The sequence below is a fragment of the Streptomyces endocoffeicus genome (assembly GCF_016741935.1).
GTDB classification, from domain to species: domain Bacteria; phylum Actinomycetota; class Actinomycetes; order Streptomycetales; family Streptomycetaceae; genus Streptomyces; species Streptomyces endocoffeicus.
In genome coordinates this window covers 243,948-270,012 of sequence record NZ_JAERRG010000002.1, presented here as the reverse complement: position 1 = coordinate 270,012, position 26,065 = coordinate 243,948, and the positions used below count along the sequence as shown (strand labels likewise).

At 74.2% G+C, this 26,065-nt stretch carries 1 protein-coding gene; it reads right to left on the bottom strand.

The genetic code is table 11. The features are described from left to right. Window positions 1-21 precede the first annotated feature (21 nt). Complete coding sequence (locus JK364_RS08910; protein ID WP_201849353.1) at window positions 22-26,040, bottom strand: type I polyketide synthase; 26,019 nt, start codon at window positions 26,038-26,040, stop codon at window positions 22-24. Between the last annotated feature and the right edge of the window lie 25 nt (window positions 26,041-26,065).

Below are 26,065 nucleotides of genomic sequence, written 5' to 3'. Positions count from 1 at the left end.
GGATGAGGGTGCTGCCGCGCTTCAGCCGTTACCGAACCTCTTGTCGATGAAGTCGAAGAGCTCGTCGTCACTGACCTCTTCGAACGCTTCCGTCTCGGCTTCCGCCCCGGCGTCGTCCGCGGTGCGACGCACGTCGTTCCACTTCGCCAGCAGCGTCTGCAGGCGCACGGCGATGTTCGCATGCGCGGCCTCGTCCTCCGTCACCGAGACCAGCTCCTCCGGCGTCAGCGAGGACAGGCTGTTCTCCAACCGCTCCAGCTCCTCCAGTACGGGCACTCCGGGGCCCTCGGCCTCCGGCGCCACTTCCTGGCCCAGATGGCGCGCGAGCGCCACCGGCGTCGGGTAGTCGTAGACCAGCGTGGCCGTGAGCTTCAGCCCGGTGGCCGCGTTCAGCCGGTTGCGCAGCTCCACGGCGGTCAGCGAGTCGAAGCCCAGCTCCTTGAACGCCTGCTCGGCGCCCACCTGCTCCTTCGAGGCGTAGCCCAGCACGGCGGCCACCTGACGGCGGACCAGGTCCAGCACGGTCCGCTGCCGCTGGGCCTCCGACTGCCCGGCCAGCCGCTGGGCCAGGGTGCCCTCGCCGGTGTCCGCCACGGCCTCCGGGGCGGCGGGGCCACCGGCCGCGGCGCGGCGCACGGGCGTGCGCACCAGGCCGCGGTAGAGGGGCGGCAGCTCCCCGGTGGTGGCGGCGGCGCGCAGCGGCGCCATCTCCAGCCGTACGGGCACCAGGACCGCCTCGTCGGGCACGGCGTGGGCCGCGTCGAACAGGGCGAGCCCCTCCGCCGCGGACAGCGGCAGCACCCCGCCGCGCGCCGCCCGCTTCTGGTCGGCCTCGCCGAGCCTGCCGCCCATGCCCCGCTCCTCGGCCCACATGCCCCACACCAGGGACAGCGCGGTACGGCCGGTGGCGCGGCGGTGGCCGGCGAGTGCGTCGAGGAAGACGTTCGCCGCCGCGTAGCCGCCCTGGCCCGCGCCGCCCAGCGTGCCGGCCGCGGCCGAGAAGAGCACGAAGGCGGACAGGTCCAGATCGCGGGTCAGCTCGTGGAGGTTGACGGCCGCGTCGACCTTGGGCCGCAGCACCGTGTCCACCCGCTCGGGCGTCAGCATGTCGATGACGCCGTCGTCGAGGACGCCCGCGGTGTGCACCACGGCCGTCAGCGGACGGTCGCCCGGGATCGCGGCCAGCAGCCCGGCCAGCGCCTCCCGGTCTGCCGCGTCGCACGCGGCGACGGTGGCCCGCGCGCCCAACTCGGCGAGCTCCGCGACGAGTTCGGCCATGCCGTCGGCGGCGGGGCCGCTGCGGCTGGTCAGCAGCAGATGGCGGGCGCCGTGTGCGGTGGCCAGATGGCGGGCGAAGAGCCTGCCCAGACCGCCGGTGGCGCCGGTGATGAGCACGGTGCCATCGGGGTCGATGGCCTTGGGGGCCCCGGCGGCGCCGGTGGCGTCGGTGGCCGGGATGGTCCCGGCCACCCCGGTGGCCCCGGTGGCCCCGGTGGCGCCGATAGCCCCAGTGGCGCCGGTAGCCGGGGCCGCCTCGGCCCTGGCCAGGCGCGGCGCGTACGCCGCCCCCGCGCGCAGCGCGAGCTCGGGCTCGTCCGAGTCCAGCGCCGCCGCGATCGCCGGGTACGACACCTCGCCGTCCACGTCCAGCAGGACGAACTGGCCCGGGTTCTCCGTCTGCGCGGACCGCAGCAGACCCCACGCCGGGGCGTGCACCAAGTCCGCCACCGCCGTGTCACCGGCCGCGGCGACCGCGCCACGGGTGACCACCACCAGCCGGGCCGCACCGGGCCGGCCGCCGTTCAGCCACTCCTGGAGCAGGCCCAGCACGCGGTGGGTGGCCATGTGCACACCGGCGGCGAGGCCGCCCTCCGCGGCGCCCGGCTCGGGCGGGAACGGCACCAGCACGGTGTCCGGCGCGGGCCCGCCCGCCTCGACCGCCGCGTTCAGCGATACGAGGTCGTCGTGGACGGTGGCACGGAACCCGGCCGTCTCCAGGGCCACGCTCAGCTTGAGCTCATCGCCGCCGATGACGGCGATCCCCGCCGACGCGGCCTCCGAGGGCGCCGCCACCGGCGCCCAGTCGATACGGAACAGCGACTCATGGCGGTCGGAGGTGGCAGCACCGGCGATCCGGTCCACCTCCAACGCCCCGGTCACCAGCGCGTCCACCGACGCCACCGGCGCGCCCGACTCATCGGCCGCCACCATCGACACCGCGCCGTCCTCGGTCAGCGCGAGCCGTACGCGCAACGCCTCGGCGCCCACCGCGTACAGACTCACCCCACGCCAGGAACGCGCCACCGCGGCACCGCCCGCGCCCAGCGCCAGCGGCTGCAACGCGCCGTCCAGCAGGGCCGGGTGCAGGGCGAAGCGGGCCGCCTCGGGCTGCCGCTCCGCCGCGATACGCACCTCCGCGAACACCTCCTCGCCACGCCGCCAGACGCGGCGCAGGCTCTGGAACGCCGGGCCGTGCAGCAGTCCGGCGCGCGCCATGCTCGCGTACAGCTCATCGGTGTCGACCGGTTCCGCGTCGGCGGGCGGCCAGACGGACAGCGGCTCGGCGCCGCCACCCGCCGGGGCGCCATCCGCCGGGGCCTCGGGCGCGAGGACACCGGCGGCGTGCCGGGTCCACGGCCGGTCCGCCTCCGAGCGCTCGTCACGCGAGTACACGGCCAGCGGACGACGGCCCGCACGGTCCGGCTCGCCGACGGACACCCGCAGCCGCACCCCGCCGCGCTCCGGCAGGACCAGCGGCTCGTCCAGGGTCAGCTCCTCCAGCAGCGCACAGCCCACATGGTCCCCGGCGCGCACCGCCAGCTCCACGAACGCGGAGCCCGGCAGCACGGCCGTGTCCGCGACCGTGTGGTCCGCCAGCCACGCGTGCGAGGCGAGCGACAGCCGCCCGGAGAACACATACGCGTCCGCGTCGGGCAGTTCCACCGCCGCGCCCAGCAGCGGGTGATCGGCCGAGCCGAGCCCCGCCGAGGCCACCTCGTCCAGGCTCAGCTGGGCGTCGACCCAGTAGCGGCCGCGCTGGAAGGCGTAGGTCGGCAGCGCGACCTTTCGCGCACTCGTACCGGCGAAGAACGCCTCCCAGTCCGGGGCCAGGCCACGGACGTACAGCCGGGCCAGCGCGCCCGTCACCGCCTCGGTCTCCGGCCTGCCCTTGCGCAGCGCGGGCAGCAGCTCGGCCGCGTCGGGCTCGGCCAGGCAGTCCTGCGCCATGGCGGTGAGGACACCGTCGGGGCCCAGCTCGACGTATGTGGTGACACCCCGGGCTTCGAGCGTGCGGACACCGTTGAGGAAGCGGACCGCCTCGCGGACGTGGCGCACCCAGAAGTCGGGGCTGGTGATCTCCTCGGCGGAGATCAGCTCGCCGGTGAGGTTGGAGACGATCGGGATACGCGGGGCCTCGTACGTGAGCCCCTCCGCAACCTCGCGGAAAGCCTCCAGCATCCCGTCCATACGCGGCGAGTGGAACGCGTGGCTGACCGTGAGCCGCTTGGTCTTACGGCCCTGGGCCTCGAAACCGGAAGCGATCTCCAGAGCCGCGTCCTCGTCGCCGGCGACGACCACCGACGTCGGCCCGTTGAGCGCGGCGATCGAGACGCGCTCGGTGAGCAGCGGCGCCACCTCGTCCTCCGACGCCTGCACCGCGATCATCGCGCCACCGGCCGGGAGTTCCTGCATCAGACGGCCACGCGCCGCGACCAACTTCGCCGCGTCGGCCAAGGACAGCACACCCGCCACATGCGCGGCGGCCAGCTCACCAATGGAGTGCCCGGACAGGAAGTCCGCCTTCAGGCCCCAGGTCGCCACCAGCCGGAACAGCGCCACCTCGACCGCGAACAGCGCGGGCTGAGTGAAACCCGTCTGGTCCAGCGCGGACGCGTCCTCGCCGAACAGCACGTCCCGCAGCGGCCGTTCGAGGTGCGCGTCCAGGTGGGCGCACACCTCGTCCAGCGCGTCCGCGAAGACCGGGAAGGTGTCGTACAGCTCACGGCCCATGCCGAGCCGCTGGCTGCCCTGCCCGGTGAACAGGAACGCCACCTTCCCACCGGCCACCGAGCCCTCGACCAGGCCCGGCACCTCGGACTCGCCGCGCGCCAGCGCCGCGAGACCGGCCGGCAGCCCGCCCCCGCTGTCCGCGGTGAGCACGGCCCGGTGGTCCAGGGCCGCGCGGGTCGTGGCCAGCGAGTAGGCCACATCGGTGGCGGCCGGTGCGGCCGTTGCGGGCGGTGCGGCCGTCGCGGCCGTCGCGGTCTCGCCGCCGAGGTGGGCCAGGAGCCGTTCGGCCTGACCGCGTACGGCGGCCGGGGACTTGCCCGACAGCACCCACGGCACCGTCGGCAGCTCCACCGCCGGGGTGGCGGCGGGACGCTCCTCCGGCTCCGGGGCCTGCTCCAGCAGGGTGTGCGCGTTGGTGCCGCTGATGCCGAACGCCGACACCGCGGCCCGGCGCGGACGGCCGGTCTCCGGCCACTCCCGCGCCTCGGTCAGCAGCTCCAGCTCACCGGCGGACCAGTCGACATGCGGGGTCGGCTCGTCCACGTGCAGCGTCGGCGGCAGCACACCGTGGCGCAGCGCCAGCACCATCTTCATCACACCCGCGACACCGGCCGCGGCCTGCGTATGCCCGATGTTGGACTTGATGGAGCCCAGCCACAGCGGCCGGCCCTCCTCGCGGTCCTGGCCGTAGGTGGCCAGCAGCGCCTGTGCCTCGATCGGGTCGCCCAGCGTCGTACCGGTGCCATGGGCCTCGACCGCGTCCACCTCGGACGCCGACAACCCCGCACCCGCCAACGCCTGCCGGATCACCCGCTGCTGCGACGGACCATTCGGAGCTGTCAGACCGTTGCTCGCACCATCCTGGTTGATCGCCGAACCACGCACGACCGCCAGCACCTCATGGCCATTGCGCCGGGCATCCGACAGCCGCTCCACGAGCAGCATGCCCACACCCTCACCCCAGCCCGTGCCATCCGCACCCGCCGCGAACGCCTTGATCCGCCCATCCGCCGCCAACCCACGCTGACGACTGAAGTCCACAAACGAACCCGGCGTCGACATCACCGTCACACCACCGGCCAACGCCAACGAACACTCACCCGCACGCAACGCCTGAATCGCCCAGTGCAACGCCACCAACGACGACGAACACGCCGTATCCACCGTCACCGCCGGGCCTTCCAGGCCCAACGCGTACGACACCCGACCCGACATCACACTGGCCGCGTTACCCGTCCCCATGAAGCCATCGCCGCCGTCCGGCGAGTGGAGGACGAGCGACATGTAGTCCTGGCCGTTGGTGCCCGCGAACACGCCGACCTGCTGGCCGCGCAGCGTGGTCGGATCGATCCCGGCCCGCTCGAACGCCTCCCAGGAGGTCTCCAGCAGCAACCGCTGCTGCGGATCCATGGCGAGCGCCTCACGCGGCGAGATACCGAAGAACGCCGCGTCGAAGTCCCCGGCGTCCGCCAGGAATCCGCCCTCGCGGACATAGCTGGTGTGCTCGGTGGCCGAGTCCGGGTCGTACAGCGCCTCCAGGTCCCAGCCGCGGTCGGCCGGGAAGCCCGTCACCGCGTCCTGCCCGGAGACCAGGAGCCGCCACAGCTCCTCCGGCGACCGCACACCGCCCGGGAAGCGGCAGCTCATCCCGACGATCGCGATCGGATCGTCGGCGACGGCCACCGCCGTGGACGGCACACCGGCCACCGTGTCGGCCGCGCTCTCCTCGCCCAGGATCTCCGTGCGGAGGTGGGCGGCGAGCGCCGAGGACGACGGGTAGTCGTACACCAGGGTGGGCGGCAGCCGCAGCCCGGTGACGGTGTTCAGCCGGTTGCGCAGCTCCACCGCCGTCAGCGAGTCGAAGCCCAGGTCCCGGAAGGCCCGGTCCGCCTCGACGGCCTCCGCGTCGGAGTGGCCCAGCACATCGGCCACGGCCGAGCGCACGAGGTCCAGCAGCAGCCGCTCGCGCTCCGCAGCCGGGACCCCGGCGAGCCGCTGGGCCAGCGAGGACTCGTCCGCGCCACCACCGGCCGTACGGGCCGTACGCCCGCCTTCGGTTTCCAGCGCCGTACGCGCCTCGGGCAGCTCCAGCAGCAGCGGGCTCGGCCGGGCGGCGGTGAAGCCGGGGGCCAGCCGCTCCCAGTCGATGTCCGCGACCGTCACCGCGGTCTCGTCCAGGTCCAGGGCGCGCTGCAGCGCGGCGATGGCCAGGTCCGCCGCCATCGGCGGCACCCCGGCGCGGCGCATGCGCTGCTCCAGCGCGTCGTCCGCGGCCATCCCGCCCTCGGCCCACGGGCCCCAGGCCACCGAGGTGGCGGGCAGGCCCTCGGCCCGACGGCGCTCGGCGAGCGCGTCCAGGAAGGCGTTGGCGGCGGCGTAGTTGGCCTGACCGGCGGCGCCGATCGAGCCCGCGAACGACGAGAACAGGACGAAGGCCGTCAGGTCCAGGTCCAGGTCCCGCGTCAGCTCGTGCAGGTTGGCCGCGGCGTCGGCCTTGGCACGCAGGACGGTGGCGAAGCGCTCGGGGGTCAGCGACTCCAGAACGCCGTCGTCCAGCACCCCGGCCGCGTGCACCACCGCCGTCAGCGGCAGTTCGGCCGGTAGCCCGGCCACCAGCGCGGCCAGCGCCTCGCGGTCGGCGGCGTCGCACGCGGCGACGGTGACCCGGGCGCCCGAGGCGGCGAGTTCGTCCCGCAGCTCGGCCGCGCCGGGGGCATCGAGGCCACGGCGGCTGGTGAGCACCACGTGTTCGGCGCCCTTGTCGATCAGCCAGCGGGCCACATGCGCGCCCAGCGCGCCCGTACCGCCGGTCACCAGCACCGAGCCCGCGCCCGGCCGCCAGTCGCGGCCACGCTCGGCCTTGGCGGTTTTGGCGGTCTTTGCAGTCTTGGCGGTTTTGGCGGTCATTGCGGTCATTGCGGTCTTGGCGGTCATTGCGGCGGTCTCGGTGGCCCGGGTCAGCCGGCGGCCGAAGACACCGGAGGCGCGCACCGCCACCTGGTCCTCGCCGTCGCCACCGGCCAGCACGCCCGCGAGCCGGGACAGCGCCCGGTCGTCCACCGTCTCCGGCAGATCGACCAGACCGCCCCACCGCTCGGCCAGTTCCAGGGCCGCGACCCGGCCCAGGCCCCAGACCCGCGCCTGCCACGGGTCCACCGGACCGTCCGCCCGGCCGGTCGAGACCGCGCCACGCGTGGCGACCCACAGCGGCGCGTCCACGGCCAGATCGCCCAGCGCCTGCGCCAGGGCGGCGGTACGGAGCAGCCCGTCGGCCCCTTCCGTCAGGGACGGCAGCGCGAACACCCCGGCCACCGGGGCATCGGCGACCGCCTCGCGCAGCGGCTCGGCCATGCCCGTACGGTCCTCGGCGGTCAGCTCGACGGTCCGCACCTCGGCGCCGCGTGCGGACAGCGTCCGTACGACGCCCTCGGTCAGTGCGCCGACCGTCGCGGCGTCCGCACCTCCGTCCGTCATATCGGCCGGGGTGACGACCAGCCAGCGGCCGGTCAGCGTCCCCTCGGCGCGGGCGGCCACCGGCTTCCAGGTCACCTGGTAGCGCCAGGCGTCCACGGTGGAGCGCTCGCCCTGGCGGCGCCGCCAGGAGGACAGCATCGGCAGAACGGCGCCCAGCGAGGAAAGCGCGTCGGCGTCGGCGTCCGCGTCCTCGGACTGGAGCGTCCCGGCCAGGGCCGCCAAGTCCTCGCGCTCGACGGCCTCCCAGAACCGCGCGTCCACGGAATCCATGGCCGCGACGGCCTCGCGGACCTCCTCCGGGTTCTCGACCCAGAAGCGCTGCCGCTGGAAGGCGTAGGTCGGCAGCTCGACCGCGCGGGCTCCCGCACCGGCGAAGAACGCCGCCCAGTCCAGGGCGAGCCCCCGGGTGTGCAGCGCGGCGAGCGCCGACGTCAGCGCCACCGGCTCGGTACGCCCCTTGCGGAGCGCCGAGACGAAGGCGGCGGCATCGCCGGACACGCACTCCTGGGCCATGGCGGTGAGCACACCGTCGGGGCCCAACTCGACGTAACTGGTGACGCCTTGGGCCTCCAGCGTCCGTACGCCGTCGAGGAAGCGCACGGCCTCGCGGACGTGGCGCACCCAGAAGTCGGCCGTCGTGATCTCCTCGGCGGAGACGACGTCCCCGGTGAGGTTGGAGACGATCGGGATGCGCGGGGCCTCGTACGTAAGCCCCTGCGCCACCTCGCGGAACGCGTCCAGCATCCCGTCCATGCGGGGCGAGTGGAACGCGTGGCTCACGGTGAGCCGCTTGGTCTTACGGCCCTGCGCCTCGAAACCAGCCGCGATCTCAGCCGCCGCGTCCTCATCACCCGCGATGACGACGGAGGTCGGGCCGTTGAGGGCGGCGATGGACACGCGCTCGGTGAGCAGCGGCAGCACCTCGTCCTCCGACGCCTGCACCGCGATCATCGCGCCACCGGCCGGAAGCTCCTGCATCAACCGCCCACGCGCCGCCACCAACCGCGCCGCATCCGCGAGCGACAACACACCCGCCACATGCGCGGCAGCCAACTCACCGATCGAATGCCCGGAGAGGAAATCGGGCCGCAGCCCCCACGCCTCCGAAACCAGCCGGAACAGCGCCACCTCGATGGCGAACAGCGCGGGCTGGGTGAACCCGGTCTGGTCCAGCGCCTCGACGTCATCCCCGAACAGCACCGTCTTCAACGGCCGCTCAAGGTGCCCATCCAGCTCATCGCACACCGCGTCCAGCGCCTCCGCGAACACCGGGAAGGCGTCATACAACTCACGCCCCATCCCCAGCCGCTGGCTGCCCTGACCGGTGAACAGGAAGGCCACCTTGCCGCCCTCGGCCACCGCTCCCTGGATCAGCCCGGCCGCCGACTCGCCGCGCGCGAGCGCCTCCAGGCCGGACAGCAGCCCGGCGCGGTCCTCGCCGATGACCACCGCGCGCCGCTCCAGCGCCGCTCGGCCCGTGGCCAGCGAGTGGCCGACGTCCGTGGTGTCCAGCTCGGGGCGGGTGGCGAGGTGGGCGAGGAGCCGTTCGGCCTGGCCGCGCAGGGCGGCCTCGGACTTGCCCGAGAGCACCCACGGCACCGTCGGCGGCTCCGCCACCGGACGACCGGTCGCGGGGGTCTCCTCGACGGCCGGGAGCTGCTCGATGATCGTGTGCGCGTTCGTGCCGCTCACGCCGAACGACGAGATGGCCGCCCGGCGCGGCCGGTCGAGCTCCGGCCACGGCCGGGCCTCGGTCAGCAGCTCGAGGTCGCCCGCCGACCAGTCCACATGCGGGGTGGGCTGGTCGATGTGCAGGGTCTGCGGAAGCACCCCGTGGCGCATCGCCATGATCATCTTGATGATGCCCGCGACACCCGCCGCGGCCTGGGTGTGGCCGATGTTGGACTTCAGCGAGCCCAGCCACAGCGGCTGCCCCTCCGGCCGGTTGCGGCCGTAGGTGGCGAGCAGGGCCTGGGCCTCGATCGGGTCGCCCAGCGTCGTACCCGTGCCGTGCGCCTCCACCACATCGACATCGGCGGTGGTGAGCCGGGCGCTGGTGAGCGCGTCGCGGATGACGCGCTGCTGGGACGGGCCGTTGGGCGCCGTCAGACCGTTGGAGGCGCCGTCCTGGTTGATGGCGGAGCCGCGCACGATCGCCAGCACCTTGTGGCCGTTGCGCCGCGCGTCCGACAGCCGCTCCACCAGCAGCATGCCCGCGCCCTCGGCCCAGCCGGTGCCGTCCGCCGAGGCCGAGAAGGACTTGCAGCGGCCGTCCGTGGACAGCCCCTGCTGGCGGCTGAAGTCGATGAACGTGTCCGGGGTGGCCATGACGGTCACACCACCGGCCAGCGCCAGCGAGCACTCGCCGTTGCGCAGCGCCTGCGCGGCGAGGTGCAGCGCCACCAGCGACGACGAGCACGCCGTGTCGATAGTGACCGCCGGGCCCTCCAGACCGAACGTGTACGCCACCCGGCCCGAGGCGATGCTGCCCGCGCCGCCGGTGCCGAGGTAGCCCTCGAGCCCCTCGGGGACGGCGGTCAGCCGGGTCAGATAGTCGTGGTACATGACGCCCGCGAAGACACCGGTCTTGCTGCCGCGTACGGCCGCCGGATCGATCCCGGCCCGCTCGAACGCCTCCCACGACGTCTCCAGCAGCAGCCGCTGCTGCGGATCCATCGCCATGGCCTCGCGCGGGTTGATCCCGAAGAAGTCCGGGTCGAAGTCGGCGGCGTCGTGCAGGAAACCGCCCTCGCGGGTGTAGCTGGTGCCCACCCGGTCGGGGTCGTCGCTGTAGAGCGCGTCGAGGTCCCAGCCACGGTCGACGGGGAAGTCGGAGATGGCGTCGGTGGCGCCGATGACGAGCTGCCACAGCTCCTCGGGGGTGGTGACCCCGCCCGGGTAGCGGCAGCTCATACCGACGATGGCGATCGGCTCGTCCTCGGTGACGGCCGCCACCGGGACCGGGGTGTGCACCTCCGCCGACTCCTCGCCGACGAGCTCGGTGCGCAGATGGCGGGCCAGGACCTGCGGGTCCGGATAGTCGAAGATGAGCGTCGCGGGCAGCCGCAGCCCGGTGACGCCGTTGAGCTGGTTGCGCAGCTCGACGGCGGTCAGCGAGTCGAAGCCCAGCTCCTTGAACGCCCGGCCCGAACCGATGGTCTCCGCGCCCGCGTAGCCGAGCACGGTGGCCACCTGCGCCCGGACCAGATCCAGCAGCAGCCGCTCCTGCTCGGGCTCGGACAGCCCGGCGAGCCGCCCGGCCAGACCGGACTCGCCGCCCGCCGCGACCGCGTCCACCGCGCGCCGCGCCGGGGCCCGCACCAGACCGCGCAGCAGCGGCGAGACGGCGGGCTGGTTGCGCAGCGCCGAGAGGTCCAGGCGCATCGGCACCAGGGACGCCTCGTCGACGGTCAGCGCGGCGTCGAAGAGCCGCAGCCCCTCCGCCACCGGCAGCGGGGGCACTCCGGCCCGCCGCATCCGGGTGATGTCGGCCTCGTCCAGGGTGTCGCCCATGCCGCCACCGGCCCACAGGCCCCACGCCAGCGCGGTGGCCGGCAGGCCCTGGGCGGCGCGGTGCTGGGCTAGGGCGTCCAGGAAGACGTTGGCGGCCGCGTAGTTGCCCTGACCCGGGCCGCCGAAGACGCCTGCGGCTGAGCTGAACAGGATGAATGCGGACAGGTCCGCGTCCTGGGTCAGCTCGTGGAGGTTCCAGGCCGCGTCCGCCTTCGGGCGCAGCACCCCGGCCATGCGCTCGGGGGTGAGCGAGCCGATCACGCCGTCGTCCAGCACGCCTGCGGTGTGCACGACCGCTGTCAGCGGGTGCTCGGCGGGGATGGTGGCTAGGGTCGCGGCGAGCGCGTCCCGGTCCGCCACGTCGCACGCCGCCCAGCGCGCCTCGGCGCCCAACTCGGCCAGCTCGGCGGTGAGTTCTTCCGCGCCCGGCGCCTGGTCGCCACGGCGGCTGACCAGCAGCAGATGCCGTACGCCGCGCTCGGCTGCCAGGTGGCGGGCGAACAGGCCGCCCAGCGAGCCGGACGCGCCGGTGACCAGCACCGTGCCGTCCGGGTTCCACGCATGGGCCGCGCTGTCGGCCGCCGAGGCGGCGCGGGCCAGGCGAGGCGTCTTCAGGACGCCCTCCCGCACCGCGACCTCGGCCTCGCCGCTCGCGAGCACGGCGGGCACGGCGGGCAGCGCGGCCCGCGAGTCGCCGTGGCCGTCGAGGTCGACCAGGACGAGCCTGTCCGGGTTCTCGGCCTGTGCCGAGCGCAGCAGACCGCGTACGGCGGCCCCCGCCAGGTCCGTCACCGGCTCACCGGTTGCGGTGGCCACGGCTCCCGAGGTCAGCAGGACCAGACGGGAGTTCGCGAAGCGGTCGTCGGCCAGCCAGGACTGGAGGAGGTGGAGGGCCTGGGTGGTGGCGTGGTGTGCGGCTCGGGTGGGGTTCTCCCCTATCCCGCCCCTTCCCACAACTTGGGGCTCCGCCCCAAGACCCCGGTCCTCAAACGCCGGACGGGCTGGAGATGCCGCACCCGGGCCTTCGAGTGCCGCGCCGTCCGCGTGCGGGTGCGGACGCCCTTCGGGCGTGTCCTCAATCGCCGGACGGGCTTGATTTGCCGCACCTGGGCCTTCAAGTGCTGCGTCTGCAGGGGCTTGATTTGCCAGGGCCACCGCGACGTACTCCGGCAGGGCCGTTCCGGAATCTACGGCCTCGGACAGCGCCGCCAGGTCCGGGTACGCCGTGACGCCCAGCCCGAACGCGTCCGCGCCCAGCACCGCCCAGCGGCCCTCGGCCGCGTCCGCGGGGGCGGGCGTCGGCGTCCACTCCACGCGGTACAGCGACTCGTGGTACGCCGTGCGCGCGTTCTCCAACTGCTCGGCCGACACCGGCCGCAACACCAGCGAGTCCACGGCCGCGACCGGTGCGCCGGTGGCGTCCGCGATCTCCAGCCGGACGGCGTCGCCGCCCGCGGCGGCCATCCGCACCCGCAGCGTGGCCGCGCCGCTCGCGTACAGCGACACCCCGGTCCAGGCGAACGGCAGCCGCCCCTCGGTCTCGGTGCCGCCGAGCCCGGCCAGGCCGAGCGCGTGCAGCGCGGCGTCCAGCAGCGCCGGGTGCAGCCCGAACGCGGCGGCCTCCTCGGCCGTCTCCTCGTCCAGCGCCACCTCGGCGAACACCTCACCACCGCGCCGCCACGCCTTACGAAGCCCCTGGAACGCCGGGCCGTAGGCGAAACCGACGTCCCGCAGCTCGGCGTAACGGTCGCCGACCTCCACCTCGGCGGCGTCCGCCGGAGGCCACGCGCTCAGCTCGAACGACGCCTCCGGCGCACCACCGGACGCCAGCACACCGGACGCGTGCCGGGTCCACGGCTCCTCGGCCGACAGGTGCTCGGCCCGGGAGTGCAGTTCCAGCGGGCGGCGGCCGGTGTCATCGGCCGCGCCGACCCACAGCCGCAGCTGGACCCCGCCGTCATCGGGCAGGACCAGCGGCGCTTCGAGGGTCAGTTCCTCCAGCACCTCGCAGCCGACCTGGTCACCGGCGCGGACCGCGAGCTCCACGAACGCGGTGCCGGGCAGCAGCACGGTGTCCATGATCGTGTGATCGGCGAGCCACGGATGTGTGGACAGCGCGAGCCGTCCGGTGAACAACATCCCGTCCGCGCTGGGCAGTTCGGCGCTGGCACCGAGCAGCGGATGCTCGGCCCGGCCGAGTCCGGCCGCGGCCACGTCACCGAGGAACAGCGACGAGACCTTCGGCCAGTAGCGCTGCCGCTGGAAGGCGTACGTGGGCAGCTCGGCCAGCTCGTCCGGCGCAAGACGCGTGGCTCCGGTCCCGGCGTAGCAGGCCGCCCAGTCCACCGGCACGCCACGGACGTGTGCCCGTGCCACGGCCGTGGTCAGCGCCTCGGCCTCGGGACGGTCCTTGCGCAGCGCCGAGATGAACCCGGCGTCCGGCGCGGAGTCGGTCACGCACTCCTGGGCCATCGCGGTCAGGACCCCATCCGGGCCCAGCTCGATGAACGTGGTGACGCCGCGCGCTTCGAGAGTGCGGATGCCGTCCAGGAAGCGCACGGCCTCGCGGACGTGGCGCACCCAGAAGTCGGGCGTCGTGATCTCCTCGGCGGAGACGACGTCCCCGGTGAGGTTGGAGACGATCGGGATACGGGGGGCCTCGTACGTCAGTCCCTGCGCCACCTCGCGGAACGCGTCCAACATCCCGTCCATGCGGGGCGAGTGGAACGCGTGGCTCACGGTGAGCCGCTTGGTCTTACGGCCCTGCGCCTCGAAACCAGAGGCGATCTCCACCGCCGCGTCCTCATCACCCGCGATGACCACCGACGACGGCCCGTTGAGCGCGGCAATCGACACCCGCTCGGTCAGCAGCGGCGCCACCTCGTCCTCCGACGCCTGCACCGCGACCATCGCGCCGCCCGCCGGAAGCTCCTGCATCAGACGGCCACGCGCCGCCACCAACTTCGCGGCATCCGCGAGCGACAACACACCCGCCACATGCGCGGCGGCCAACTCACCGATCGAATGCCCGGAGAGGAAGTCCGGCCGCAGCCCCCACGCCTCCGAAACCAGCCGGAACAACGCCACCTCAACCGCGAACAACGCGGGCTGAGTGAACCCCGTCCGATCCAACGCCTCGGCATCGTCCCCGAACAGCACCGTCTTCAACGGCCGCTCAAGGTGCCCGTCCAGCTCATCGCACACCGCGTCCAGAGCCTCCGCGAACACCGGGTACGCGTAGTACAGCTCACGGCCCATGCCGAGCCGCTGGCTGCCCTGCCCCGTGAAGAGGAACGCCACCCGGCCACCGGCCACCGAGCCCCGCACGAGCCCGGCCGCCGTGCGCCCCTCGGCGAGCGCCGCCAGGCCGGACAGCAGCCCGTCCCGGTCCTCGGCGACCAGCGCCGCGCGCTCCTCGAAGGCCGAGCGGCCCATGGCGAGCGCGTAGCCGAGGTCGGCCGTGCGGAGGTCGGTCCGCGCGGTCAGGTGGCCGCGCAGTTGCTCGGCCTGGGCGCGCAGCCCGTCTTCCGTACGGGCCGAGAGCAGCACCGGCAGGGCCGCCGCGCCCTCGTCGGCGTCCTCGACGGCCTCAACAACCTCAGCCTCCGGGGCCTCTTCCAGCACGGCGTGGGCGTTGGTGCCGCTGAAGCCGAACGACGAGATGCCCGCACGGCGCGGATGGCCCGTCTCCGGCCACTCCCGCGCCTCCGTCAGCAGGCTGATGTCGCCCGCCGACCAGTCCACATGCGGGGTGGGCTCGTCCACGTGCAGCGTCCTCGGCAGCATCCCGTGCCGCATGGCGAGGACCATCTTCATCACACCGGCCACACCGGCGGCGGCCTGCGTATGGCCGATGTTGGACTTGATGGAGCCGAGCAGCAGCGGCTGCCCCTCCGCCCGGTCCTGGCCGTACGTGGCGAGCAGCGCCTGTGCCTCGATCGGGTCGCCCAGCTTGGTGCCCGTGCCGTGGGCCTCGACCGCGTCCACCTCGGACGCCGACAACCCCGCACCCGCCAACGCCTGCCGGATCACCCGCTGCTGCGACGGACCGTTCGGCGCCGTCAGACCATTCGACGCACCATCCTGGTTGACCGCCGTGCCGCGCACGAGCGCGAGCACCGGGTGGCCGTTGCGCCGCGCGTCCGACAGCCGCTCGACGAGCAGCATGCCGACGCCCTCGCCCCAGCCGGTGCCGTCCGCCTCGGCCGCGAACGCCTTGATCCGGCCATCCTCCGCGAGTCCGCGCTGACGGCTGAAGTCCACGAACACACCGGGCGTGGACATCACGGTCACACCGCCCGCGAGCGCGATCGAGCATTCGCCGCCGCGCAGCGCCTGGATCGCCGAGTGGAGGGCGACCAGCGAGGAGGAGCAGGCGGTGTCGATGGTGACCGCCGGGCCTTCGAGCCCGAAGGTGTACGCGAGCCGGCCAGAGATCACGCTGGCCGCGTTACCCGTGCCCATGTGGCCTTCGAGGCCCTGCGAGTCGCCCAGCAGCAGGGACAGATAGTCCTGGCCGTTGGTGCCGACGAAGACACCGGCGGTGGAACCGCGCAGCGTCGCCGGGTCGATCCCGGCCCGCTCGAACGCCTCCCACGACGTCTCCAGCAGCAGCCGCTGCTGCGGATCCATGGCCAGCGCCTCGCGCGGCGAGATCCCGAAGAACGCCGGGTCGAAGTCGGCCGCGTCCCGCAGGAAGCCGCCCTCGCGGACGTATGAGGTGCCCTCGACGTCCGGGTCCGGGTTGTAGAGCGTGTGGAGGTCCCAGCCGCGGTCGGCGGGCATGTCCGAGATGACGTCCGTACCGGACACCAGCAGCCGCCACAGCTCCTCGGGGGTGCGGACACCACCCGGGAAGCGGCAGCTCATCGCGACGATCGCGATCGGATCGTCGTCGGCCGCCACACCCGCCACGCCCGCCACGCCCGCCACCGGCGACGCGCCGCCCGTGGCCGCCGCCTGCCCGCCGAGCAGTTCGGCGAAGAGGTGGTCGGCGAGGGCGAGCGGCGTCGGGTAGTCGTAGACGAGGGTGGCGGGCAGCCGCAGATCGGTGGCGGCGTTGAGGCCGTTGCGCAGTTCGACGGCGGTGAGGGAGTCGAAGCCGATCTCGCGGAAGGCCCGTTCGGCGCTGATGTCGGACACATCGGCGTGGCCGAGGACCTCCGCCACATGGGTCCGTACGAGATCCAGCAGCGCCCGGTGGCGCTCCGCCTCGGGCAGACCGAGCAGCCGCCGCGCGAGCGCGGAGGCCGTCTCGACGGGCGCGGCCTCGCTGGTCGCGGTGGCGGCGCCCCGCGTGGCGGCCTGGCGCACCTCGGGCAGGTCGGCCAGCAGGGGGCTGGGGCGGCCCGCGGTGAAGCCCGGCGCGAACCGGTCCCAGTCGACGTCCGCCACGGTCACGGCCGCGTCGCCCAGGCCGAGGGCGCGCTCCAGGGCGTCGATCGCGAGATCGGCGTCCATCGGCGGCATCCCGGCGCGGCGCATGCGCTGCTCCAGCGCCTCATCGGCGGCCATGCCGCCCGCGGCCCACGGGCCCCAGGCGATCGAGGTGGCGGGCAGGCCCTCGGCGCGCCGACGCTCGGCGAGCGCGTCCAGGAAGGCGTTCGCGGCGGCGTAGTTGGCCTGGCCCGCGGCGCCCACGGTGCCGCTGGTCGAGGAGAACAGCACGAACGCGGACAGGTCGAGATCGCGCGTCAGCTCGTCCAGCGCGAGCGCGGCGTCGGCCTTCGCGCGCAGGACGGTGGCGAAGCGCTCGGGGGTCAGCGACTCCAGGACGCCGTCGTCCAGCACCCCGGCCGCGTGCACCACGGCCGTCAGCGGGAGCTCGGCGGGGAGGTCGGCCAGCAGCCCGGCCAGGGCCTCGCGGTCGGCCACATCGCAGGCGGCGACCGTGATCCGGGCGCCGGACGCGGCGAGTTCATCGCGCAGCTCGGCAGCGCCCGGGGCATCCAGGCCACGGCGGCTCGTGAGCACCACATGCTCGGCGCCCTTGTCGATCAGCCAACGGGCCACCTGGCCGCCCAGCGCACCCGTACCGCCCGTCACCAGCACCGTGCCGCGAGCGTTCCAGCCCTCGGACTCCGCCACCCGCCGTGCGGTCGCCCGCGCCAGCCGGCGGCCGAACACCCCGGAGGCGCGGACGGCGATCTGGTCCTCGTCCCCGGCCCCGGCGAGCACCGCCGCGAGCCGCGACAGCACCCGGTCGGTCATCGTCTCGGGGAGGTCGATGAGACCGCCCCAGCGGTCGGGCAGCTCCAGGGCCGCCACCCGGCCGAGGCCCCAGACCTGGGCGCGGGCCGGGTCCACCGGCTCGCCCTGACGCCCCGTCGAGACCGCGCCCCGGGTGGCACACCACAGCGGCGCGTCGATCGCGGCGTCGCCCATGGCCTGCACGAGGGCGGCCGTGGGCAGCAGGGCGTCGGCATCCCCGGTGGCCAGCAGCGAGAGCACACCGGCCACGGCACCGCCGTCGGCCGCCGTACGCAGTCGCTCGGCGATGGACGCGCGGTCCTCGGCGGCACCGTCGGCCAGGTCGAGCCGCCGCACCTCGGCGCCCCGCTCGGCCAACGTACGGACGACACCGTCCGCCCACGCGTCGGCGGCGGCGTCCTCGGCGAGGGCGACGTCCTCGGCGGGAGCGGCGTCCTCGGCGGGAGCAGCGTCCTCGGCGGGGGCGACGACGAGCCACACCCCGGACAGCCGGGCCGCGGAGCCCAGCGACAGCGGCTTCCAGGCCACCTGGTACCGCCAGCCGTCGACACCCGCGGCGGCGGCCAGGCTCGCCACCGGCTCCTCCGGCCAGTAGCGGCGGTGCTGGAAGGCGTACGTCGGCAGATCGACGCGGTGCGCGCCGGTCCCGGCGAAGTACGCGGACCAGTCCGGTGCCACGCCACGCACATGGGCGCGGGCGACGGCCGTGGTCAGCGCCTCGGCCTCGGGACGGTCCTTGCGCAGCGCGGAGACGAAGGCGGTCGCGTCGGCGTCGGTGACGCACTCCTGGGCCATGGCGGTGAGGACACCGTCGGGGCCGAGCTCGATGAAGGTGGTGACGCCCTGGGCCTCGAGGGTCCGGATGCCGTCGAGGAAACGGACGGCCTCACGGACGTGGCGCACCCAGAAGTCGGCGGTCGCGATCTCCTCGGCGGAGACCACGGTGCCGGTGAGGTTGGAGACGATCGGGATGCGCGGGGCCTCGTACCCAAGCCCCTCCGCAACCTCTCGGAACGCGTCCAACATGCCGTCCATGCGGGGCGAGTGGAACGCGTGGCTGACCGTGAGCCGCTTGGTCTTCCGACCCTGCGCCTCGAAGCCCGCCGCGAGCTCCACGGCCGCGTCCTCATCACCCGCGATGACGATGGAGGTGGGCCCGTTGAGCGCGGCGATGCTGACGCGCTCGTTGAGCAGCGGCAGCACCTCGTCCTCCGACGCCTGCACCGCGATCATCGCGCCACCGGCCGGAAGCTCCTGCATCAACCGCCCACGCGCCGCCACCAGCTTCGCCGCGTCCGAGAGCGAGAGCACACCCGCCACATGCGCGGCGGCCAGCTCACCGATCGAATGACCCGACAGATAGTCCGGTGTCAGCCCCCACGCCTCGACGAGCCGGAACAACGCCACCTCGACCGCGAACAACGCGGGCTGAGTGAACCCCGTCCGGTCCAGCGCCTCGACGTCCTCCCCGAACAGCACCGTCTTCAACGGCCGCTCAAGGTGCCCGTCCAACTCATCGCAGACCGCGTCCAACGCCTCCGCGAACACCGGATAGGACGCGTACAGCTCACGCCCCATCCCCAGCCGCTGACTCCCCTGCCCCGTGAACAGGAACGCCGTCTCGCCCTCCGCGACCGAGCCCTCGACCAGCCCCGGCGCGGACTCACCCCGCGCCAGCGCGTCGAGACCGGCCAGCAGGTTGTCCCTGCCGTCCGCGACCAGCACCGCGCGGTGGTCGAGCGCGGCACGGCCGGTGGCCAGGGTGTGGGCGATGTCGGCCGGTTCGAGGGCGGGCTGTGCGGTCAGATGGGCGTACAGCCGCTCGGCCTGGGCGTGCAGGGCGTCAGCGCCCTTGGCCGAGAGCGCGTACGGCAGCACCACACCGGAGCCGTCCTGCTCGGCGTCGCTCGCCACCGGCTCGGCGGCGACGGCCGGGGCCTGCTCGATGATGGTGTGCGCGTTGGTGCCGCTGATGCCGAACGACGACACCGCGGCCCGGCGCGCGCGGCCGGTCTCCGGCCACGCCATCCGCTCCGTCAGCAGCGCGATGTCACCGGACGTCCAGTCGACATGCGGCGACGGCTCGTCCACGTGCAGCGTCCGCGGCAGCACACCGTGCCGCATCGCCATCACCATCTTGATGATTCCGGCGACACCGGCCGCCGCCTGGGCGTGGCCGATGTTGGACTTGATGGAGCCCAGCCACAGCGGCTGCTCCGGGGCGCGCTCCTGGCCGTACGTGGCGAGCAGCGCCTGCGCCTCGATCGGGTCGCCCAGCGTCGTGCCCGTGCCGTGGGCCTCGACCACGTCCACATCGCCGCTGGTCAGCCCGGCGCTGGTGAGCGCCTTGCGGATGACGCGCTGCTGGGACGGGCCGTTCGGCGCGGTCAGGCCGTTGCTCGCGCCGTCCTGGTTGACGGCCGAGCCGCGTACCACGGCCAGCACCTGGTGGCCGTTGCGCCGGGCGTCCGACAGCCGCTCCACGAGCAGCATGCCGACGCCCTCGCCCCAGCCGGTGCCGTCCGCCCCGGCCGCGAACGCCTTGCAGCGGCCGTCGGCGGCGAGGCCGCCCTGGCGGCTGAACTCGGTGAAGTGGCCGGGCGTCGTCATCACCGTGACACCGCCCGCGAGCGCCATCGTGCACTCGCCCTGGCGCAGCGCCTGGATCGCCCAGTGCAGCGCCACGAGCGACGACGAGCACGCCGTGTCGACGGTGACCGCCGGGCCCTCCAGACCGAGGGCGTAGGCGATACGGCCGGACATGACGCTGCCCGCGTTGCCCGTCATCACATGGCCCGCGACCTCCGAACCGGCCTGCTCCAGACCCGCGTCGTAGCCGCTGTAGGCCGCGCCCACGAACACGCCGACCGAGCGGCCGCGTATCGAGTCCGGGTCGATCCCGGCGCGCTCGAAGACCTCCCAGGACGTCTCCAGCAGCAGCCGCTGCTGCGGGTCCATCGCGAGGGCCTCACGCGGCGAGATGCCGAAGAAGGCCGCGTCGAAGAGGTCCGCTTCGTGCAGGAAGCCACCGGCGCGGGCGTAGTCGGACGGGCCCGCGTCGGCCTCGTCGCCGTCCGCCGCCCACTGGCTCTCCCAGTTGCGGTTGACGGGGAATCCGGTGATGGCGTCCGAGCCCGTGGCCACGAGCTGCCACAGGTCCTCGGGCGAGCGGACGTCGCCGGGGTAGCGGCAGCCCATCGCGACGATGGCGATCGGGTCGTCGGCGAGGGAGGCGGCGGTGGCGACGGTGGCGGCGAGTGCCGGGTCCGCCTGTTCGGCCCCGGCCCCGGCCTCGTTCTCGTCCGGGCCGAGGAGTTCGGCGCGCAGATGGTCGGCGAGGACGGTGGGGTTGGGGTGGTCGAAGACGATCGTGGTGGGCAGCTTGAGCCCGGTGGCGGCGGAGAGCCGGTTGCGCAGTTCGACGGCGGTGAGCGAGTCGAAGCCCAGCTCCTTGAAGGCCCGGCGCGCCTCGACGGCGTCGGCGGAGGCGTGGCCGAGGGCCGTGGCCACATGGCCGCGTACGAGGTCCAGCAGCGTCCGGCGGCGCTCGTTCGGGGAGAGCGCGCGCAGCCGCTCGGCCAGGGACGAACCGGCGGCGAGCGCGCCCGCGGCGGTGCGCCGGCCGGTGGTCCGGATCAGCCCGCGCAGCAGCGCCGGGACCGGGCCGGATCCGGCGGCGGAGCGCAGCGCGGCGAGGTCGAGGCGGGCCGGGATCAGCAGGGTACGGCCGGTGCGGCGGGCGGCGTCGAAGAGCGCCATGCCCTCGTCGTCGGTGAGGGCGCCCATGCCGCTGCGGGCCAACCGCAGCAGATCGGTCTCGGTCAGACCGCCGGTGATCCCGCCCGACTGGGCCCACAGGCCCCACACCAGCGAGGTGGCGGGCAGACCCGTGGCGTGGCGGTGTGCGGCGAGCGCGTCGAGGAAGACGTTGGCCGCGGCGTAGTTGGCCTGGCCCGCACCACCCAGCGTGCCCGCGATGGCGGAGAACAGCACGAATGCCGACAGGTCGAGGTCGCGGGTCAGCTCGTGCAGATTCCACGCCGCGTCCACCTTCGGACGCAGCACCCGCTCCAGCTGCTCGGGCGTCAGGGCGGCGGCCGTGCCGTCGTCCAGCACACCGGCGGTGTGCACGACGGCCCTCAGCGGATGCTCGGCCGGGACGGCGGCCAGGGTCGCGGCGAGCGCGTCGCGGTCCGCGGCGTCGCAGGCGGCAAGGGTGACCTCGGCGCCCCGCGTACGGAGTTCGGCGGCCAGCTCGGCGGCGCCGTCGGCGGCCGCGCCACGGCGGCTGGTCAGCAGCAGGTGACGTACGCCGTGCTCGGCCACGAGGTGGCGGGCGAGCAGTCGGCCCAGGGCGCCGGTACCGCCGGTGATGAGCACGGTGCCGTCCGCGTCGAACGCGGGGGCGTCGGCAACGGAGTTGTTGTTCGAGCCCGAGGCCGAGTCCGGGGTCGAGGTCGGCGCCGGGGTCGTGGCGCGGGCCAGCCGGGGCACGAGGGCCCGGCCCGCGCGCAGGGCGAGCTCAGGCTCGCCGGTGGCCAGAGCGTCGGAGAGCACGTCGGCGAAGGTGTCGGCGACCTCGGCGGCGCCAGCGGTCCCGGCGGTCCCGGCGGTCCCGGCGATGCCAGCCGCCTCGGCGGACCCAGCGGCGCCAGTGGGCCCAGCGATGCCAGTGGCCTCGGCGGTCCCGGCGGCTTCAGCCGTCCCCGCGGCTTCAGCCGTCCCCGCGGCTTCAGCGGTCTCGTTTACGTCCACGAGGACGAAACGGCCCGGGTTCTCGGTCTCGGCGGAGCGCACCAGACCCCACAGGGGCGCGTGCGCCAGGTCGGTGACGCCCTCCTCGGCGTCGGTGGCCATCGCGCCCCGGGTGACGAGCACCAGCTGGGACGCGCCGAACCGCTCATCGGCCAGCCAGCCCTGCACCAGGGCCAGCGCACGCCGCGCCTCCCGGTGCGCGGCCTCGGCCACGTTCTCGTCCGCGTCGCCGGATATGGGCGCGAAGGACGCGAGGACCAATTCCGGGGCGGCGGTGTCGCCCGCCTCGACGGACGCGCCCAGCGCGGCCAGGTCGGGGGCGGAGTCGGCGGCCACTCCGGCCGCGACCAGCCCGAACGGGTCCTCGCCCAGGACGATACGGCGCGCGGCGGCGTCCGGACCGGCGGAGGCGGTCTGCGGGGCCACCCAGTCCAGCCGGAACAGGCTCTGCCGCGCCACGTCCACGTCACCCGTGAGGTGGTCCGGGAGCGGACGGCGACGCAGGCCGTCCACGGCGGCGACCGGCTCGCCCGTGGCGTCGGCGAGCGCCAGGGACACCGTGTCGGCTCCGGCGGGTGCGATCCGTACCCGCAGCGCGGACGCGCCCTCCGCGTACAGGGAGACGCCCTGCCAGCCGTCGGTCAGCCGGGCGCCGTCGCGGCCGTGAAGGACGTGCAGTGCGGCGTCCAGCAGCGCCGGGTGGACGGCGAACTCCTCGGCGCCGGGCTTGGTGTCGTCGTCCAGCCGGACCTCGGCGAAGAGTTCGTCCCCGCGCCGCCAGGCGGCCGTGAGTCCCTGGAACGCCGGGCCGTACCGCAGCCCGTCCTCGGCCAGTCGGGCGTAGAGCGTCGCGGGCTCGATGGCCTCGGCGGCGGTCGGCGGCCACTCGGCCAGGTCGAACGACGGGCCGGGGGCGCCGGAGGCGAGCACACCGCTCGCGTTGCGCACCCACGCGGTGTCGGCGGCGGCGTCCTCCGCACGGGAGGAGACGGTGAACGAGCGGTGCCCGGCGTCGTCCGGCGCGCCGACCGTGACCTGCAGCCGGATGCCACCGCGTACGGGCAGCACCAGCGGGGTGTGCGGGGTCAGCTCGTCGAGGAGGTCACAGCCGAGCTGGTCACCGGCCCGGACGGCAAGCTCGACGAACGCCGAGCCCGGCACCACCACCGCGTCCCGGACCGTGTGCTCGGCCAGCCACGGATGGGTGTCGAGACCCAGCCGTCCCGTGAACACCAGCCCATCGGACTCCGCCAGCGGCACCGCGGCGCCCAGCAGCGGATGCCCCGCCAACTCCAGCCCCACGGACGCCACATCGCCCACGGAGGCCGCACCCGGCTCCAGCCAGAACCGCTCGCGCTGGAAGGCGTACGTCGGCAGATCGACGCGTTGGGCGCCGGTCCCGGCGAAGTACGCGGCCCAGTCCGGCGCCACACCGCGCACATGGGCGCGGGCGACGGCCGTGGTCAGCGCCTCCGCCTCGGGACGGTCCTTCCGCAGCGCGGAGATGAACGCGGCGTCGGACGCGGAGCCGGTCACGCAGTCCTGGGCCATGGCGGTGAGGACACCGTCCGGTCCCAGCTCGATGAACGTGGAGACGTTCTGCGCCTCGAGGGTCCGTACGCCATCGAGGAAGCGCACGGCCTCGCGGACGTGACGGACCCAGAAGTCGGCGGTCGCGATCTCGTCGGCGGAGACGACGGCGCCGGTGAGGTTCGAGACGATCGGAATGCGCGGGGCCTCGTACGTCAGCCCCTCCGCGACCTCGCGGAACGCCTCCAACATGTCGTCCATACGGGGGGAATGGAAGGCGTGGCTGACCGTAAGGCGCTTGGTCTTACGACCCCGCGCCTCGAAACCAGCCGCGATCTCAGCCGCCGCGTCCTCATCACCCGCGATGACCACCGACGACGGCCCGTTGAGCGCGGCAATCGACACGCGCTCGGTCAGCAGCGGCGCCACCTCGTCCTCGGACGCCTGGATGGCGATCATCGCGCCACCGGCCGGAAGCTCCTGCATCAACCGCCCACGCGCCGCGACCAACTTCGCCGCATCCGCCAGCGACAACACACCCGCCACATGTGCGGCGGCCAACTCACCGATCGAATGCCCCGACAGATAGTCGGGCCGCAACCCCCACGCCTCCACCAGCCGGAACAACGCCACCTCAACCGCGAACAGCGCGGGCTGAGTGAACCCGGTCTGGTCGAGCGCCTCGGCGTCCTCCCCGAACAACACATCCCGCAGCGGCCGCTCAAGGTGCGCGTCCAGCTCCGCGCACACCGCGTCCAGAGCTTCGGCGAAGACCGGATACGCCTGGTAGAGCTCACGCCCCATCCCCAGCCGCTGGCTCCCCTGCCCCGTGAACAGGAACGCCACCTTGCCACCGGCCACCGAGCCCTCGACCAGCCCCGGCGCGGACTCACCCCGCGCCAGCGCGCCCAAACCGGCCAGCAGCCCATCCCGGCCCTCGGCCACCACCACCGCACGGTGCTCAAAGGCCGACCGCCCGGTCGCCAGCGAGAACCCCACATCCACCGGCCGCAGTTCGTCGCGCCCCTCCACATGCGCCACCAGCCGCTCCGCCTGAGCACGCAGCGCGGCCGCACCCCGACCCGACAGCACCCACGGCAGCACCGACGGCGTCACCACAGCACCCGAAGGCGCCTCCGCGACCTCCGCGGCCTCCGCCTCCGGCGCCTGCTCGATGATGGTGTGCACATTCGTGCCGCTCACACCGAACGACGACACACCCGCCCGGCGCGGCCGGCCGGTCTCGGGCCACGGCCGCGCCTCGGTCAGCAGGGACACCTCGCCCGCCGACCAGTCGACATGCGGGGTGGGCTCGTCCACGTGCAGCGTCCGCGGCAGCACCCCGTGCCGCATCGCCATGACCATCTTGATGACGCCGCCGATACCGGCGACGTTCTGGGTGTGGCCGACGTTCGACTTCAGCGAACCGAGCCACAGCGGCCGGCCCTCGGGCCGCTCCTTGCCGTACGTGGCCAGCAGCGCCTGGGCCTCGATGGGGTCGCCGAGCGTCGTGCCCGTGCCGTGTGCCTCCACCGCGTCCACGTCGGCGGCGGAGAGCCGGGCGTTCTCCAGGGCCTGCCGGATGACACGCCGCTGCGACGGGCCGTTCGGCGCCGTCAGACCGTTGGACGCGCCGTCCTGGTTGACCGCCGAGCCGCGCACCACCGCCAGCACCGGGTGGCCGTTCCTGCGCGCGTCCGACAGCCGCTCGACCAGCAGCACGGCGACACCCTCGGACCAGCCCGTGCCGTCCGCCGAGGCCGCGAAGGACTTGCAGCGGCCGTCGGCGGAGAGTCCGCGCTGACGGCTGAACTCCACGAACACGTCCGGGGAGGACAGCACGGTCGCGCCCGCCGCCACCGCGAGCGAGCACTCGCTCTGCCGCAGCGCCTGGACCGCCAGGTGCAGCGCGACCGAGGACGACGAACAGGCGGTGTCGATGGTGGCCGCCGGACCCTCGAGACCGAAGGCGTAGGAGAGCCGCCCGGACGCGACGCTGGAGGCGGTGCCGGTGAGCAGATGGCCCTCGACACCCTCCGGCAGGTCGTACTCCCCCGCCCCGTACGCCTGCGTGGACGCGCCGACGAACACACCGGTGCGCGAACCCCGCACCGCCGCCGGGTCGATCCCGGCCCGCTCGAACGCCTCCCACGACGTCTCCAGCAGCAGCCGCTGCTGCGGATCCATCGCCAGCGCCTCGCGCGGCGAAATCCCGAAGAAGCCCGGGTCGAACCGGTCGGCGTCGTACAGGAAGCCGCCCCCGCGGGCGTAGAACGTGCCCTCGCGCTCCGGGTCCGGGTCGTACAGCGCCTCGATGTCCCAGCCGCGGTCGTCGGGGAAGCCGGAGATGGCGTCCCGGCCGTCCGCCACGAGCCGCCACAGCTCCTCGGGGCTGCCGACGCCGCCGGGGAACCGGCAGCTCATGCCGACGATCGCGATCGGTTCCCGGGAGGCGTCGGTGAGCTGCTGGTTCTGTTTCCGCAGCCGCTCGGTTTCCTTCAGCGAGGCCCGCAGCGCGTCAACGAGCTTTTCGTTGGGGGTTGTCATCGTGTACTCCGTGCTTGGGCCCGCG

What these genes read in the sequence shown, in the direction of transcription:
- JK364_RS08910 (WP_201849353.1), bottom strand. Translation starts at nt 26,040, where the DNA reads ATGACAACCCCCAACGAAAAGCTCGTTGACGCGCTGCGGGCCTCGCTG.